Origin of the sequence: Paenibacillus sp. FSL L8-0641, from assembly GCF_038006265.1 — a bacterium.
GTDB lineage: Bacteria > Bacillota > Bacilli > Paenibacillales > Paenibacillaceae > Paenibacillus > Paenibacillus polymyxa_D.
In genome coordinates, this window is record NZ_JBBOUW010000001.1 from 3,867,850 (window position 1) to 3,882,337 (window position 14,488).

20 protein-coding genes are annotated in these 14,488 nt (G+C 40.2%); all 20 read right to left on the reverse strand.

Features of this window, described 5'->3' with window-relative positions:
• Positions 1 to 60 precede the first annotated feature (60 nt).
• On the reverse strand, positions 61 to 186 hold the full coding sequence (locus tag MKY16_RS17505; protein ID WP_256873800.1) for an SHOCT domain-containing protein: 126 nt from the start codon (positions 184 to 186) through the stop codon (positions 61 to 63).
• Positions 187 to 248: 62 nt separating this feature from the next.
• The gene (locus MKY16_RS17510) at positions 249 to 1,400 is read right to left on the reverse strand and encodes an Ig-like domain-containing protein (RefSeq protein ID WP_340956400.1); all 1,152 of its coding nucleotides are present in this window, start codon (positions 1,398 to 1,400) and stop codon (positions 249 to 251) included.
• Positions 1,397 to 1,687, reverse strand: a complete 291-nt coding sequence (locus MKY16_RS17515) for a hypothetical protein (protein WP_340956402.1) — start codon at positions 1,685 to 1,687, stop codon at positions 1,397 to 1,399. The genes MKY16_RS17510 and MKY16_RS17515 overlap by 4 nt, the downstream gene beginning before the upstream one ends.
• Positions 1,687 to 1,998 carry a phage head-tail connector protein gene (locus MKY16_RS17520; RefSeq protein WP_016821846.1) on the reverse strand — a complete coding sequence of 104 codons (312 nt, stop codon included), beginning with the start codon at positions 1,996 to 1,998 and terminating at the stop codon, positions 1,687 to 1,689. The genes MKY16_RS17515 and MKY16_RS17520 overlap by 1 nt, the downstream gene beginning before the upstream one ends.
• Entirely contained in the window at positions 1,991 to 2,209 is a 219-nt protein-coding gene (locus MKY16_RS17525) for a hypothetical protein (protein WP_340956407.1), read from the reverse strand. Before MKY16_RS17525 ends, MKY16_RS17520 begins: the two co-directional genes overlap by 8 nt.
• Positions 2,210 to 2,307: 98 nt before the next feature.
• A complete protein-coding gene (locus tag MKY16_RS17530; protein WP_016821848.1) occupies positions 2,308 to 3,138 on the reverse strand; it encodes a P22 phage major capsid protein family protein in 831 nt (276 codons plus the stop codon).
• Between the two features lie 31 nt (positions 3,139 to 3,169).
• Complete coding sequence (locus MKY16_RS17535; RefSeq protein ID WP_340956409.1) at positions 3,170 to 3,784, reverse strand: DUF4355 domain-containing protein; 615 nt, start codon at positions 3,782 to 3,784, stop codon at positions 3,170 to 3,172.
• Between the two features lie 403 nt (positions 3,785 to 4,187).
• Complete coding sequence (locus MKY16_RS17540; RefSeq protein ID WP_016821850.1) at positions 4,188 to 4,574, reverse strand: hypothetical protein; 387 nt, start codon at positions 4,572 to 4,574, stop codon at positions 4,188 to 4,190.
• Positions 4,564 to 5,871 (reverse strand): phage portal protein, encoded by a 1,308-nt coding sequence (locus MKY16_RS17545; RefSeq protein WP_340956412.1) that lies wholly within the window; start codon positions 5,869 to 5,871, stop codon positions 4,564 to 4,566. Before MKY16_RS17545 ends, MKY16_RS17540 begins: the two co-directional genes overlap by 11 nt.
• 112 nt (positions 5,872 to 5,983) lie before the next feature.
• A complete protein-coding gene (locus MKY16_RS17550) occupies positions 5,984 to 6,271 on the reverse strand; it encodes a hypothetical protein (RefSeq protein WP_016821852.1) in 288 nt (95 codons plus the stop codon).
• Positions 6,272 to 6,531: 260 nt separating this feature from the next.
• Complete coding sequence (locus tag MKY16_RS17555; RefSeq protein WP_340956414.1) at positions 6,532 to 7,212, reverse strand: hypothetical protein; 681 nt, start codon at positions 7,210 to 7,212, stop codon at positions 6,532 to 6,534.
• A gap of 87 nt (positions 7,213 to 7,299) precedes the next feature.
• Positions 7,300 to 7,533, reverse strand: coding sequence for a hypothetical protein (locus tag MKY16_RS17560; RefSeq protein WP_016821854.1), 234 nt, complete (start codon positions 7,531 to 7,533; stop codon positions 7,300 to 7,302).
• A 174-nt stretch (positions 7,534 to 7,707) separates the two neighbouring features.
• The gene (locus tag MKY16_RS17565) at positions 7,708 to 8,013 is read right to left on the reverse strand and encodes a hypothetical protein (protein ID WP_318627480.1); all 306 of its coding nucleotides are present in this window, start codon (positions 8,011 to 8,013) and stop codon (positions 7,708 to 7,710) included.
• Positions 8,014 to 8,103: 90 nt separating this feature from the next.
• Complete coding sequence (locus MKY16_RS17570; RefSeq protein WP_340956417.1) at positions 8,104 to 8,310, reverse strand: hypothetical protein; 207 nt, start codon at positions 8,308 to 8,310, stop codon at positions 8,104 to 8,106.
• Positions 8,311 to 8,509: 199 nt separating this feature from the next.
• Entirely contained in the window at positions 8,510 to 10,060 is a 1,551-nt protein-coding gene (gene terL, locus MKY16_RS17575) for a phage terminase large subunit (protein ID WP_340956418.1), read from the reverse strand.
• A gap of 176 nt (positions 10,061 to 10,236) precedes the next feature.
• Positions 10,237 to 11,082 carry a tyrosine-type recombinase/integrase gene (locus MKY16_RS17580; RefSeq protein ID WP_340956419.1) on the reverse strand — a complete coding sequence of 282 codons (846 nt, stop codon included), beginning with the start codon at positions 11,080 to 11,082 and terminating at the stop codon, positions 10,237 to 10,239.
• Positions 11,083 to 11,242: 160 nt separating this feature from the next.
• On the reverse strand, positions 11,243 to 11,986 hold the full coding sequence (locus tag MKY16_RS17585; RefSeq protein WP_340956422.1) for a transposase: 744 nt from the start codon (positions 11,984 to 11,986) through the stop codon (positions 11,243 to 11,245).
• A 58-nt stretch (positions 11,987 to 12,044) separates the two neighbouring features.
• Complete coding sequence (locus MKY16_RS17590; protein ID WP_340956423.1) at positions 12,045 to 12,704, reverse strand: hypothetical protein; 660 nt, start codon at positions 12,702 to 12,704, stop codon at positions 12,045 to 12,047.
• A 164-nt stretch (positions 12,705 to 12,868) separates the two neighbouring features.
• Positions 12,869 to 13,030 (reverse strand): hypothetical protein, encoded by a 162-nt coding sequence (locus MKY16_RS17595; RefSeq protein ID WP_167383772.1) that lies wholly within the window; start codon positions 13,028 to 13,030, stop codon positions 12,869 to 12,871.
• Between the two features lie 18 nt (positions 13,031 to 13,048).
• On the reverse strand, positions 13,049 to 14,314 hold the full coding sequence (locus tag MKY16_RS17600) for a DNA modification methylase (protein WP_340956427.1): 1,266 nt from the start codon (positions 14,312 to 14,314) through the stop codon (positions 13,049 to 13,051).
• Between the last annotated feature and the right edge of the window lie 174 nt (positions 14,315 to 14,488).

Consider the following 14,488-nt stretch of genomic DNA (forward strand, 5'->3'; position numbering starts at 1 on the left):
CGGTCACATGTTATAATGCGTGCGGTACATCATCAAGTCCATTTCTGTCCAATGTTACAGCTACTTGAAAGACTTTTTATTCAGCTCATCAATCGCTATGAACTCTTCTTCTGTAATGACATTTTGTAATCTCAATTGCTTCAATAGGCTTAGACTCAGTAGATAATCAATAGATTTTCGTTGCATATGTATGTGCTCCTTTGAAATAAAAATGGCTCACCACGAAGGCAAGCCGATAGATACAAAGCTTAGAATAAATTCTTAAGACTAATGTTCTTTTCTGTGGTAATGCTAGGATCGCTTACTAAAGTGGCAGTCAGTACAAGGGCTTTATTGTCCGCTCCACTACTGCTTCCAGCTTTCACCGTCACACAATTTCCTGCACTCGCTGTTATGCTTCCCATGATCGGAGTTGAACCATCTTGATTCCGTAGGCTCCATTCTACCGACTGGTTGAACACTTCAGTACCATGGTCATAAATATGACTAACGTATGAGGCGCTTTGGCCTGTTTTTAGAACTGAATTGCCGATAATGGCTATCGAATAGATATGTGTCCCCGTTTTAACGACTCTCAATTCAATGGTACTTCGTACTGTGAGGTGATACGTTAATTTCGCAGTGATGCTTGCTTGTCCCAAAGCGATGCCCATAACCTGACCTTGCTGATCTACGCTAATTACACTTGGATCACTTGATATATAGGTAATCGTCGGATTGGCTATCTCATTTCCATTATCCGTAGCAGTCACATTCAACTGTATTGTTTCGTTTAGAGGTACATGAGCTATCGTTCCCTGGTGTATATGTAATGCGTATGTATGAGCAATTTCGTACTTCCATCGGTCTACAATGTTATTTTCCACATCATCATAAGCTGTATTTATGCTATCTAATGTGCAGCTTAACAGGATGATGCCATTCATCGTGCGATCAATTCCAGTCACTTTAAACGACTGATGAGTCATATAAAATCGTTGGCTTAATGTAATACCCCTCGTATCTGCATTGTCCTGTAAACTAACCATAATATTTCCCTCTGGCATGGAGATAACTTTACCTGTTTCCGTTGAAAACGTTCTGGCTTCTACCACAGTATCAAACCATTCTACCTGCCCGTTCCAGTTCAAAGCCAGCCGTTGATTACACTTTTTCATTCTGCCTCGACAAGACTTTTCATTTCGATCCACCTGACTAGTAGTTAAATAACGTTCATCACGATAATCCACAATATCTCCTGTATGTAAAGGTGTTGCTGCCCGAATAATTTTTTCATCGGTCATTTGAATGGTATTTGTCGCATCTTGAATTAGAGCAAGCTGTCGCATACCATTAATATGCACAAGCTCTCCCTTCTCTCGCAGGAAGAAATCCAGCATGGGTCCTAAGCTTCGTGTCACTCCTTCACCTCCAATGCAAAATCCTGCTTGCAGCGATACAGATACAACTCCACATAATCGCTCCATTCCTTCATGTCCAAAATAATAAAGACAGCCTTGTCAATTCGAACATAGCCGTTTAATTGCAATAAAGATTCCAGTGGACAGAAAGCTCGATATGTTGTCTCTAGTATGTAACCATCTTCAAATGAAAAGCTTTTGCGATAAGGTTGTACATCTGCCTTCACTGACAGAACAGGTGTGAAATTGGCATTATCCAAAATTTCCAGCTTCGTATCATAGAACATTAATCTGTTCCGACCTTGATTTTAGGTAGAGGAAGAGCCAATCGAATACTTGTCGGAATGCCTGTTTCATAGTTAGCTGATCGCTCTCCCTCCTGTTTATTTATAAGTCCAACCGACTCCCTATTCTTATAAAGAAACACCGCATAATCGACCATGACATGATCATATTCCACAGGCAGTGTCGCCACATTACAATAGCCATAAATGTTACTCCTCGCTTTATTCAAATAATGGATCAGGATATCATCCTTGGATATGTCTGTTGGTTCCATGCCTAATAATCGTTTCATCAAATCCATTAGCTCACTCATGTGCTGTCTCCTGTACCTCCTTTACCTGTTCCTTCTCGGTACGCTTCATGCTCTTGGTAGCTTGAGCTTTCGTTTGGGGTACATCTTGCTCCGTCTTATCCTGTTTAGGTTCCTCTACTTGCTCATAATGTCCACTAGCCTGTAACCGCAGTATCAGCTCCTGATCTGTTACTTCCCATATGCAGTCTGTTTCCTGATTCAAAAACCACATCTTATCACCCTCCAAAAATGAAAATAAGGGCATCCAAAGCGGACACCCTAAACGTGTTTCTTCTATTATAATGTGTTTTCATATGATCCCATTCTCAATTAAGACTTATTGGCTGTGAGTACAGCAAGAGCCTCCGGCTTGATACATTTAGCTCCGAATACTTGTAACCCTTTCACTGCATCTGAAAATTGTTTCTCTGGTCTGAACGCCTCCACCGAATCCACTTGCCCGGCAAACGAAATCGCACTCTTATGACCTGCGATGATTTTATACTTAACTCCTCCTGTATTTGGCACATTGTTGGATTTATAAACAGTCATGCCATCAATATCTCCCACATAGCCTGTGCGAATAATATTTGGGTCTTTGGTAAAACGTGCATCTTTCAGCAGCAAGCCATAGTACCATGCGGGAACCACCACAAATCGTTCCGTTTCAGGTACATTATTTTCGTCCAATAGTACGCCTAGATCAATCAGTAAATCATAGGCCGTATCTTTCGTTGGAGTTATAGGTGTTGTATCATTACCGATTGTATTCTCAGCTCTAACCTCTGTATAAAATCCAGCGAGATACTGATCCACCACATTAGCAAGCCCATACGAAGCTTCTACGATCCCACCATCCAGTAGATTCACATTCGCTTGAGCAGCATCCACATCATCCACCTGAAAATTGAAATACTTGGCCTGATCGATCACCAACGTTTTTTGCGTAGCATCTAGTTCCTGTGGGTTACCGATTCCAGCAGCTTTATCATAATTGCCAATCGTTACTGCCCCAATCGAATTAATTTTTACAGTGGAGCCTTGGCCTTGAATTTCCCCTTCGTAATCGGTGTTGACGACATTACCGTACACCAAATTCTTTTTCAGGCTTTCATTTAAACGTGCGCTCCAAATGGTAGGAATAAAATTTTGTACTGACATATCTAATCACCCTGTCCTTTTCTATTGATTATTATTTGTTTTGTAATGCTTGTTTGACTTGATCCCAATGCTGATTAATTTCGTTTTGGGACATTCCTTTGATCGAATCCAATGTAAATGTGCTACCTGTTGAACCAGCCGGAGGTGTATAGCCATCTCCTTTGAGTCGTTGCTCGACTTGCTGTTGAATTGCCAGTTGTAACGATTGTTCCAACATATCTAAATTCGCTGTCGTTGCGTCTTCATCTGTACCAATAAAAAAATCCACTAAAGGGAGTGGAAGTTTCTTTTCGGATGCAATTTTAATCGCTTGGCTGGTTAACCGTTCACGCTGCTTCTCTAGCTTCATATTCTCCACTTCGGCTCGCAGCTTCTCGACTTCAATTTCTTTCTCATCCTTAGCCGGGAATCGCTTTTTAATCTCAGCGTCCACTGCACTTTCCAAATGATTGGCTTTCCACGTTTCCAACGATTTAGCGGATCGTTTGTCCACCGTGCTATCGAACCAACTTTTTGCTTCCTTGTTGGATTGGATATATCGCTCTATCCCTTCTACGCTATACGGATTTAAACCCTGAAGATACGTTTGCCATTCCTCGTTTGTTTGGTTTTCTTCAATCAACTGCTTCACTTGTTCCAATTTCACTTTCGTTAATCTCCTTTATTGCCCATCCGACTCCTCAGAACCGAACACGCTTATGTATGTATGGAGCCTTTTAATGTCATGCTCAGGACAGCAATGTAACGCTTTAGAAATCACAAAAACGAGGAAAAGGTACAAACATACCAACTCCCCACTTTTGCCTGTTTTTCATCCTTTGTTTATGCGTATTTTGGATAGCCTAAAGCGTTACATCCACCCTATTGCTTACCTAAACCTCAGAAACGTATATGTATGGTGAAACTGTATCATATTGAATATCATGTTCAAGACAATCATGTAACGCATTAGAAAACGCAAAAGTGACGAAAAGGTACAAGCATACCAACTCCTCATTCCCGCCTATTTTTACCCCTTTGTTTATATGACTTTTTCAACCTCTAAAGCGTTACATCGAGCTGTCTTTTTGTCTGGACTTCCGAACACGCATCCTGATACTTTCTTTTCTCGCCCTACCTCTACACTTGTCACAGTATTTCTGCCGATTCGAATTTGCCGAAAATGTTCCTCCACAACGTGTACAGTTCACCCTCGGTTTTGCTGTATTAAACCCAACCTCTACATTCCGATCAGACTTATATTCTCGCTCCAGCTTCTCATCCATTGGCAGCACTCCATTTTCAAAATATGTACAACGGGGCAGAGCATCACCTTGAATAAAGAATACACATGGGCCATCCTGTAAACAGCAATAGTTTGGGATACCGTACTTCGCTCCAAAATAACAAGCACAATTATTCTTGACCAGTCGCTTAAACCTATTTTTATTCTGCATTTGATACCTCCTTATCCGTAGCAATTAATCGTTGCTGCTCCGAATGAAATTTATTGAATTCCAGCTTCGGATTCTCAACAAACGGAAGCAACGTCAGCAACGTTTCCTGTGAGACCACTTCTTTCAGTTTCACAATCACATCTGCCATCCCAACCAAATCTGTCGGCAAGTTGCGAGTAAACTTCACCGCAATATCCCGGTAATCATATTGAACGCCTTCTTTAATGTACAGAAAGGTGAAGAAATTGCGTAGACGCTGCTTGATTGCCTTTTCCATTAAGGCTTCACGCATTGCTACTCGATTCTCCAGATTCAGCAGCTTGTTTCTAAGCGCTAGGGAAGATGTATTGCTGGCCCAATTTTCATTAAAGTTAACCTGATCCATCATGTCGAAAAATTTGCGTTCAATATTGTCCAACTCGTTCTTTACAAAAGAATCATTAATCTCCTTCGTAAGCCAGCTTACCTTTCCTCCAGCCGGAACTTGAATAATGCCCATCTTCTTCATATTCAACAAGTCTTCAGCTTCCAGCTTGGCATTCTCAATCACCAGATAGGCATTGCGATGATCTGCAATTTCATTGACCAAATCGGAATTCAATGCGTTATAGGCATCGAACAAAGAAATCACATCCTGGAAGCCACTTTTTCTCTCCGTATTGGCTAGACAGGAGATGAGCGGAACTCTTCCAAAGATGTGATTATGTTTGCCGATATATTTTAATTCAGGCGATTGATTTTGCTTACTCTGAATCTGTTTGTCAACGTTGCCGATTGTATAATGTAGAATTTCATGGTTGGTGTACACATCCAAATATACTTGCTTATCGAATCGACGGGTAAATTTATGTAAGCCAAACAGTACATTTCTTTCTGCTGTTCCGTCCTCCAATACATACGCATTCAAAGGGGATAGCACCGTCGCTGAAAATTGACCTTCCGAATCAATATAGTTCAATTCAAAGCTCTCACCAAAGATTTCAGACTGTTTCCGAAGCTGTAGATTATGCTCTTTGTCCCAATGACTCATATGTATATCTATATTATGTATGGCATCATCCTGATCCGACTTGGACACATAGTTTACTGGCTTACCGAGCAGATAACCGACTTCATTATCCACGAACTTACGTGGGAAATTGAAGATAAGCTTTTGGTTGCTGCGGCTTTCTTGCATTGCATAGTTCTTGAGAATAGCATGCTGACCATTGTAGTAATCTGCATATTTCTGTTTGGCTATTGCAGCCGATTGGAGTTCATTTAGACATTCTATAATGATTTGTTCCGTAATTTGCAAATACATCCTTCCTTTCAAAATGGGTTATCTAATTTTTGCTTGAATAAAGAAAAGAACCACCTTTTAATAAGGTAGTTCCTTGTTGAATTTCCTTTCACCGTTGATACTCTGCTTAAGTGAAGTATGGGAAGTGATCGCGCATAAAATGAGTTAACGCATCCTTCAAATTTCTATGCTGTTTCTTATATTGGAACAAGATGGCCGAGGTAAGCACGGTTTCATAGTCCTCGATAGTAATAGTCCAGAACGGTGGTTCCTCAGGGTTATAACTAAATTCACTAACGATGCCATATGCTACACCTAGCTTGTCAATCCTCTCGTGTAGGATCTGATAGATCTCACCACTCAATTGATGAATATCACTCTGTTCCAGAACCTTCTCCTCATTCCAGCCGTCCATAGAATATTAACCTCCTTACATACCCGTGATTAAGCCAAACGGGGATTATAACAAGTATCTATTGGTATCAATATATTATTACGGGCAACAGGTGAACGGATATTTAATACCAGGTGTCTTATTATCAAAACGTAAATGGACACAAATACATTTCATCTGTTTAACAGCTCGTTTATCTTCAAAGAAAATTATTAAGATACAGGCGAGGAGCTAACCTTATTTGCACTCGTCCAACTCTAGTTATTATCTGTTGAGCTTATTTACGGATTATTACCAGCACCAACCACGACTGAGAAAACTCCCTCTTCATCGTGCTTCAGTATGACGATAAAGGTGCCGGGCATAGATTCTGGACTATTCGCTGCATCAAGTTCATACCAACCCTTCATCCGTTCTGAAAGGAGCTTACTCTCGTACTGGATAACATCTCGCCCCTCGTCTACCTTATACTCCTTGACCTTAACAGCGTCACTTGGAATTACAGAAGAAGCCTCGCGTATAGCTTCCTTTACAGAGCGCCTTGGCGTATCCGTAGCTTCAAATGACAGGGTTACATTCAAAGCCGTGTCTTTCTTTGTAACGTCATCTTCGGCATAAATAGCCAGAAAACTATTGTTCTGATAAGAACTAATGCCAGCATCTTGCCCATTCTCATCTGCCCCGCGGAGATGTTCGATAGTTTCCTTCGTATCACCAAGTCCTCCTGCCTTGGTGATCAGAGGTTCTATAGTTGTGCCTTGATCTTTTACTGCCTCAGAAGCCTCACCGCTTTCTGTATCAGTCACAGCTTCATCTGCAGCAGTTGATTCAACCGTGCTTATTGTCTCTACAGCATTATCGTTGTCTTTGCTTTCTTTGGTTGATTCCCCGCAACCTGTTAACGTTACGTATAGAGCAATACATCCTGCCATAATAAGCAATCTCTTCTTGTAAATCCCCACACTCCGACCTCCATATCTTATAATGTTTAATTCTATCCTGCATTTACCAATATGTATTATAAAAAAATTAAGCTCGCAGTCTGGACGCTATCTGGTATATTGTTCAATGTCTTCTATATTCGAATTTCTTCTCATCTGGTCCTCATATTCATGTACGTCGTTATTTAATTTGGCCACAGCTCCCCAACCCGAGAATACAAGCAGGAGTACTCCCATCAAGGCATAGGCGAATGTGAAATAATTCAAATAAAAGTTTAAAACAATACCACCTAAAATCAGCAGCAATACAATCCACAGCGTCCACTTTAAGCCCTTCTTCAATAAAATCTCTCCCTCATAAGGATTCCTATAATGTTTCTTTATGTATCATGATACATACGATTCACATGTCTAAAAAGTTCAAGAAATTTAGGCATCATGAGTGCTGTAACTGTTATTGTCTTGATTACAGTTATCAGCTTGTATGGTTTCCACAACACTTAACTATTCTACCCGTTAGTTCAATCCATGGTCGTCGTCAATTATCCACGAAAATTCTTTCGTAATCGAAATTGCAATGCTAGATAATATTAGTTCTAAGATGTCATCAGTGTATGTTGGTACATCAATTTCAATTAAATTTACTTCTTCAGTACCATCAAGTGTGTCGAAAGCATAGTTCCCATTTGGATTAGCGAGAATACCAGTTACTTTAACAATCTCCCCATTGACTTCTTTATGAAATGTTAGGTGACTTGCTTTTGTGAATCCCAAAACAGAGGTTAAGAATTGCTCAGCAACCTCCGATTTAATTTTGGACATGTACTTATCCGAATGGATACTTATATAGTCGTACATAGTTTCACCATACTCATGTCTGCCCATAGCTGCCTTTTGCTACTTCGAGGGAGCTTAAATAGGTAACGAATCAATATGAGATTCAACTTCAAAAATAAATTCTTCAAGGCTTTCACAATCAAACCGTTCACTTCCTTTATTTATCTCAAACAATACTAGATAGCTATGATGATTTATTAAAAATTGCCAACCCTGTCTTGAAATCATAGACTCCAATATTTGACAGTAATCAAATAACTTTTCAACGTCAGCTCTATTCATTAAGTCATAATCCTGATAAGTGATTCCTAATGGTTCAGGAAAGATTCGATATGATAACCATTTTATTCCAATTTAATATACCCCTTAGAGTTACAACAGCAAATGCGGTCATAATTAGTGATTCGACATTTTCCTGCTGTATCCTGCCCATTTCCTTAACAAGATTGGATCAAATGAAGATTAAGCTTTGACAGAAACCTCAAAATAATAAGCTCCGATCATAAAATTTCAGACTCTTCACAGACTGAATTAATTGAACAGCCCCATATAAACTATCTGGAGCGTCATCATATGTACAATTTCGATTGTAATCCTTCACCTGATGATTATATCTGAGGTTATCTGCATTGAACAGAATATGACCTTTCTTCACTTCCGGCTCCAAGCTAATAATACGTTCATGCTTCTGCCCCTTGGAATGTACACTTTCTACGGGTGTATGTATCTTCGCCTTCCATAGCTCTTCTTCAAACTTTTGTTTCATGTAGCTCTGTGCCTGATTCACCTCAAATCCAAGCTTATCTACAGGGTAAAGCTTCAACTTCTCAATAGCGACTTGGAACAAATCATCCGGCAGTAATTTATAGATGTTCCCGTCAATCACATACATCTGCTTTGTCTTTCGGTGCTGACCAATAATTGAAATAGCCGAATAGTCATTTTTCTTCCCTGCCTTAATCGCTGGATCAATATACATCGCCATTTCCATATCCTCAAACTCAGGCAACCTGTCCCAATACATGAGATTCTGAAATATGTACTCATCGGTCGAGCGCGGATCGTTTTGTAATTCTTTATAGAAACTTTTCTCGCCCATCGCTTGCTTCTTACACATCAAATAATAATAGTCCAAATACTCGCTCCACAGGATTTCTGTATCTTTTAGCATTTCCTCCTCATGAGCCATAAAAAAACACAAGGCCGTATTGATCCTGTTCTCATCCTGCAAGTTATTATATTTTTGCTCCCACTCTGACCATAAATCGTCTCGTTCCGAAAACTGAATCACGGCTGCTTTACGGACACTTCTTACTCCTGGTATTTTACCTTTAAGCAGATCAGCCATGATGTCCTCTTCGTTCAAAATGGTTCCACAGATCAGAATATTCGTATCCCTTGTGCCAATAGGCAGAATGACATCCGTAAACGTATTTTTAATTTGTTCTCGTTTGGCTTCGGATCGAGCCGTATCCTCCTTGAGCAAATCATCCATTAGAACCAGTGTGGGACGATGATGCTTATAGTGAATACCTCTCAAACTACCATCAATCCCACGAATCATTATGCAAGAGTCCAGTCCACCTTTACTCTTCAGCCATATTTCATTGTTGTTCCAGCGGCTCCCTTTACGAATCCCGAAATCCTCAATCAGCATTGTATTGGTTTCCAGCTCATCTTTGATCATATCGAGGAACGGAAGAGCAATTTGCTCTGTGGCAGATATAATCAATGTAAACTGTGATTTATTATATAAAGTCGCATACAGCGGGAATAAAAAAGAACTGATCGTCGACTTTCCATGCTCCCTTGGGAGTCCAAAAGCCGTAATCAGTCCAGTATGGGCAAGCATATGTCTTAATTCTAAAAATAACTCTTTATGAAACTTGCCAAATGCTCGATCAAAGTATTTAGGAAAATAGGCTAAAGCAAAAAACTCAATGTCCATCTCACCAATAAGTTTGCGAAGTTCAGAAAAAGAGAACGTTTCAATTAGTTGTTTCATTTTCGATGGTTTAAAATGCTTCTCCATATACTGCTTAAGCAGCTCAGCCTGTCGCTGCTCTTCTTGCTTTATTGTTTCAATGGGTATAGCTCCTTTCTCAAATTCACTATAAAATCATCACAAAAATTTCTGCACCCTTTGCTGACAGCTCCGTTTATCTACATAGAAGACCCCCTCCCATCTACGACAAAAAGAGTGGCTGTTTACCACTCGATATTTGCCAAGGCTTCGGCCATATCCTGCTGTGTTGTTAGGGTATAAATATTGGTGGTTGCTACATGATCATGTCCGAGGATTTGCTGGATGGTCGTCAATGGAGTCGTTTTGACCAACTTATAGCCAAGTGTATGTCTCAGCATATGGGGCGTGACCTTTACGTTGACTCGATCCCCGTATTTGTTCAAAATCAGGTTGATCGCATTTCGCTCCAATGCTCCACGCTGGCCCATACATAGATATTCTGATTCCACTTGTGGCCTGACTTCAAGATATCGGGTAATAGCTTTTCGCACATCCTTATTTAATGGAATGATGCGGAAGGAGTTCCCTTTGCCAAATACCTTCAACAATCCTTTACGTTCACTTATTTCAATATCTTTCAGCTTGATACCAACCAATTCGCTTACCCGTATCCCTGTTCCCAGCAGCAATTCAATCATACAGATATGCATCCGATTACCCATCCGGTGAATTTCATTCCGCAGCTTCCACAAATCCTTTTCTGCTAACCCTTTGTATTGCCGCACAACCTTATTCCTGACCGCTTCGATATGTATCTCTTCCTTAATATAGCCTTGTTGGTGCATCCACTGTGCAAATACGTTGATACTGGCGATCTTACGATTGATGGTCAGTATAGCTTGATTGGTGCTTTGCAGATACTTTTTGTATTCCACGCCGTCCAATTCAATCCACTGATCCAACCCATTTTCCGTCTTGCCCCGATACCAAGCTATGAACTGCAATACGTCCCGAATATAGCAGGAAACCGTATTTTCACTCCGATCCTTGCTCCGTAAATGTGCTTCAAACCCTTGAATATACTCCATATTCGCCCCCACCCTTCGCTTTGTGTGTCACATCATACCGTTGATGTGGGGCAAAGTCCACTCCATACATAACTTATCTTATGCACTGATTCTGGCTACTTTTGGGGCAAATTTCGGGCTAAAACTTGCGTTTATCTATACAAATACTGACGACATAACGTTATGGCTGCAAATCATCCGGTTCCACGTATCCGTCCTCAATCTCAACCGATTCTTCAATAGCTTCATAGTCGGCATCTACTATATCCGCTTCGATCATATCCAGAAATAGCTGCTTACGCTCCTGTTCCAGTGCTTTCGTATTCACCACCAGCTCATGTCGATCATTCCACTCGTTAGGTGCGCGATTCTTTAAGTAGAAGATCATCGCTGTCGGATTGGGAGGCTGATACCTTTTTACCTTTTCAATACGAGTCTTCTTTTTTCCATTTTTGTCCTCTTCAATAATCGTTTTAATTTCTTCATATTCATACCCTGTAGCAGCTTTCAAAAGTGAATTTTCTACGTGTGAGATAGGGACAGATCTGCTCCATTTGACTAGTTCAGCCAGCATCGGATGTTTATCTATATACTCGTACCAAGTCGTTTTACCAATGTCGAGTTTCTTGATAATATCCTCCGCATTCACGCCTTCTTCGAACCATTGCTGGATTTCCGCTAGTCTAGGATATACATGGGTTTCCCACTTGGTTGGACGTTCCAATGCTTCAGCAAATTTCGGATGTTTTCTACGGTAGTCGCCTAATGTCCAAATATGAATGTTCAATCGTTTGGCAATCTCCTCATCTGTTGCTCCTTCACGTACCCAAACGGGAATATCCTTCAGTCTTGGCACAACAAATTGATCATACTTGGTTAGTATCTTTGGCTTGTTTCTTTTGGGATTGTTATTGTTCTTGCTCATCTTCTGCTCACCCCCCATCACGAAAAAAGCCTATGCGAATGTGCATAGACCTTTGTTTTTAAAGTTGTGTTCCATTTACAGATTGCATCTCAGGGAATTTCCGTTGATACGTTTTGAACAGTACATACTTTTGCAAACCTTTGGACTGATGCACGGCTTGTTGTGCCAGTTTTAATGCTTCTGTATGATGATTTGATTTCAACTCCAATTCGGAAAGAAGCGCGCTTTTCATCCAAGACGTTGGAATGTCGTGAATGATTTTATGAGCTTTCATATTATTCTCTTCTTCCATACACACGATAGCTCGATAGTAATTTTTATATGCCAGTGGTTTGATCAATTCGATTTCTTCTTTAACCGTCAGAATTTCTTTTTTATAGAAAGCAAAAACGGTTTTATATAACGCTTGTTTGTGAATTCCCTTATACTTTTGGAGCAATAGTCGGATTGAGTCTTCTACTTCTTCATCGATTTCATGGGCTAGAGCATAAAATAGATGGTATTCTGGCTTACTCTTTCGCGACATTAAAAACTTTTCAATTCTCTTCAAATTAGAATCCCATAATACAGTAAAAAGAATAGGCACATATAGTATCAAAAACATCAGGATGAAAATGATTATAAAAGCTAACGCATTATTGATGTGTAAACGATCCACAATCATCCACATGACAATGACAAATACAAATGTGACAAGATTTCTTATATTCCAGATCATCTAGCTTCCCCTTCTCATGCTGTTGAACATGTTGATTTATCTTATAAGATTTAATTCAACAAATTTGAATGTAATTCCTTCTTTTCCCTATAAGTAGTAACTATATCGCCATCATCAAAAAAAGGGAACAGCCAACGATCAGCCATTCCCCATTCTATTCCAGCTTACCCTTCCAACTCAGCCTCGTAAAACAACTCGATATCCTCAATCACCTTCTGAATCAACACGTTATCCTCCTGAGCTTCCTCAGCACCTAGCACATTTACCTTTTCGGCTTGCATACCCTTTAGGAACCGAATCACCATATTCACTTTTGCCTTACCCAATTCAATCACCCTTTCGGTTTACTCAGCACATGATACCTCTGACCTTGCCGAACCAGCAACAACTTCATGATAGTCATACTGCTGACCATCTCGAATCAAATACACACTGCTATTGTCGCCAGCATGGGCAATATATCGCTTCACAATCACATCTACATATTTGGGGTCAAGCTCGCTGGTATAGCAAAGCCGAGCCGTTTCCTCACAAGCAATCAACGTTGAACCTGAACCACCAAATGGATCAAACACGATATCACCAAGCTTACTGGAATTTTTAATTGGATAGCTAATCAAAGGAATCGGCTTCATCGTGGGATGATATTCATTCCGGAAGGGGCGATCAAATTGCCATAAGGTTGTCTGCTTCCGATCACTGTTCCAGTAGTGTCCACTTGTTGGCTTCCAACCGTACAATACAGGTTCGTGCATCCAGTGATAATCTTGTCTACCCATTACCATTGCTTGCTTTGCCCATATGCAGCATTGTGCCAGTTTGAATCCGGCTTCGATAAATGCCTTTCTAAAATTCAAACCTTCACTATCTGCGTGGAACACATAAATACTTGCTCCGTCATCAGCTACTTCAAACATTTGAGTATAGGCAGCCAATAGGAAATCATAAAACTGGTGATTGTCCATCTTATCGTTCTCTATTTTCAATGCAGCCTTGGTTTTACCTGTATAATCCACATTATAAGGTGGATCAGTTACAATAAGCCGAGCCTTCTTACCATCCATCAATGTTGCGATATCCTGCGGATTAGTCGAGTCACCGCATATGAGCCTATGCTTCCCAAGTAGCCAAATGTCACCTTTACGAGTGATCGGATGTACAGGTAATGCTTCTTCCAGATTAAAATCATCCTCATCATCGGCTGTATCTTCATGTAATGTATCCAGCAATTTCTCACACTCGCTCATATCAAATCCAGTTAGAGAAAGATCATAATCAGCCAGTTTTAATTCTTCCATTTCCTGCGCCAACAATTCAAAATTCCAATCTGCATACTCAGCCGTTTTGTTATCAGCTATTCTGAAAGCTTTGACCTGTTCTGGTGTTAAGTCATCCACCAGTATCGTTGGAACTTGCTTTAACCCAAGCTTCTTAGCTGCTAACAGACGAGTATGACCTGCTATGATTTCATGATTACTGTCTATCAAAATCGGATTCTTAAATCCATAACTCTGAATACTTGTTGCTACATAATCTACAGCTTTCTCATTATTTCTGGCGTTTTTTATGTACGGAATTAAAACTTCTACGTTTACGAATCTGATTTCCAATCCATTTCTTCCCCCTTTCTACCTTCGTTTTTAAAAAGGCTGCAATCCACATCCAGGTGTAAACCACACCAACTACAGTAATAAATCGTAATATTTCTATGATTATTGCTTGTAACATTAATAACAATCTTGTTGCTCCTCTCTAAATGAAAAAGGAACCCTAGCTCATAGCCA

What these genes read in the sequence shown, in the direction of transcription:
- MKY16_RS17505 (WP_256873800.1), bottom strand. Translation starts at nt 186, where the DNA reads ATGCAACGAAAATCTATTGATTATCTACTGAGTCTAAGCCTATTGAAG.
- MKY16_RS17515 (WP_340956402.1), bottom strand. Translation starts at nt 1,687, where the DNA reads ATGTTCTATGATACGAAGCTGGAAATTTTGGATAATGCCAATTTCACA.
- MKY16_RS17520 (WP_016821846.1), bottom strand. Translation starts at nt 1,998, where the DNA reads ATGAGTGAGCTAATGGATTTGATGAAACGATTATTAGGCATGGAACCA.
- MKY16_RS17525 (WP_340956407.1), bottom strand. Translation starts at nt 2,209, where the DNA reads ATGTGGTTTTTGAATCAGGAAACAGACTGCATATGGGAAGTAACAGAT.
- MKY16_RS17530 (WP_016821848.1), bottom strand. Translation starts at nt 3,138, where the DNA reads ATGTCAGTACAAAATTTTATTCCTACCATTTGGAGCGCACGTTTAAAT.
- MKY16_RS17540 (WP_016821850.1), bottom strand. Translation starts at nt 4,574, where the DNA reads ATGCAGAATAAAAATAGGTTTAAGCGACTGGTCAAGAATAATTGTGCT.
- MKY16_RS17550 (WP_016821852.1), bottom strand. Translation starts at nt 6,271, where the DNA reads ATGGACGGCTGGAATGAGGAGAAGGTTCTGGAACAGAGTGATATTCAT.
- MKY16_RS17565 (WP_318627480.1), bottom strand. Translation starts at nt 8,013, where the DNA reads ATGTCCAAAATTAAATCGGAGGTTGCTGAGCAATTCTTAACCTCTGTT.
- MKY16_RS17570 (WP_340956417.1), bottom strand. Translation starts at nt 8,310, where the DNA reads ATGAATAGAGCTGACGTTGAAAAGTTATTTGATTACTGTCAAATATTG.
- terL (WP_340956418.1), bottom strand. Translation starts at nt 10,060, where the DNA reads ATGGAGAAGCATTTTAAACCATCGAAAATGAAACAACTAATTGAAACG.
- MKY16_RS17580 (WP_340956419.1), bottom strand. Translation starts at nt 11,082, where the DNA reads ATGGAGTATATTCAAGGGTTTGAAGCACATTTACGGAGCAAGGATCGG.
- MKY16_RS17585 (WP_340956422.1), bottom strand. Translation starts at nt 11,986, where the DNA reads ATGAGCAAGAACAATAACAATCCCAAAAGAAACAAGCCAAAGATACTA.
- MKY16_RS17590 (WP_340956423.1), bottom strand. Translation starts at nt 12,704, where the DNA reads ATGATCTGGAATATAAGAAATCTTGTCACATTTGTATTTGTCATTGTC.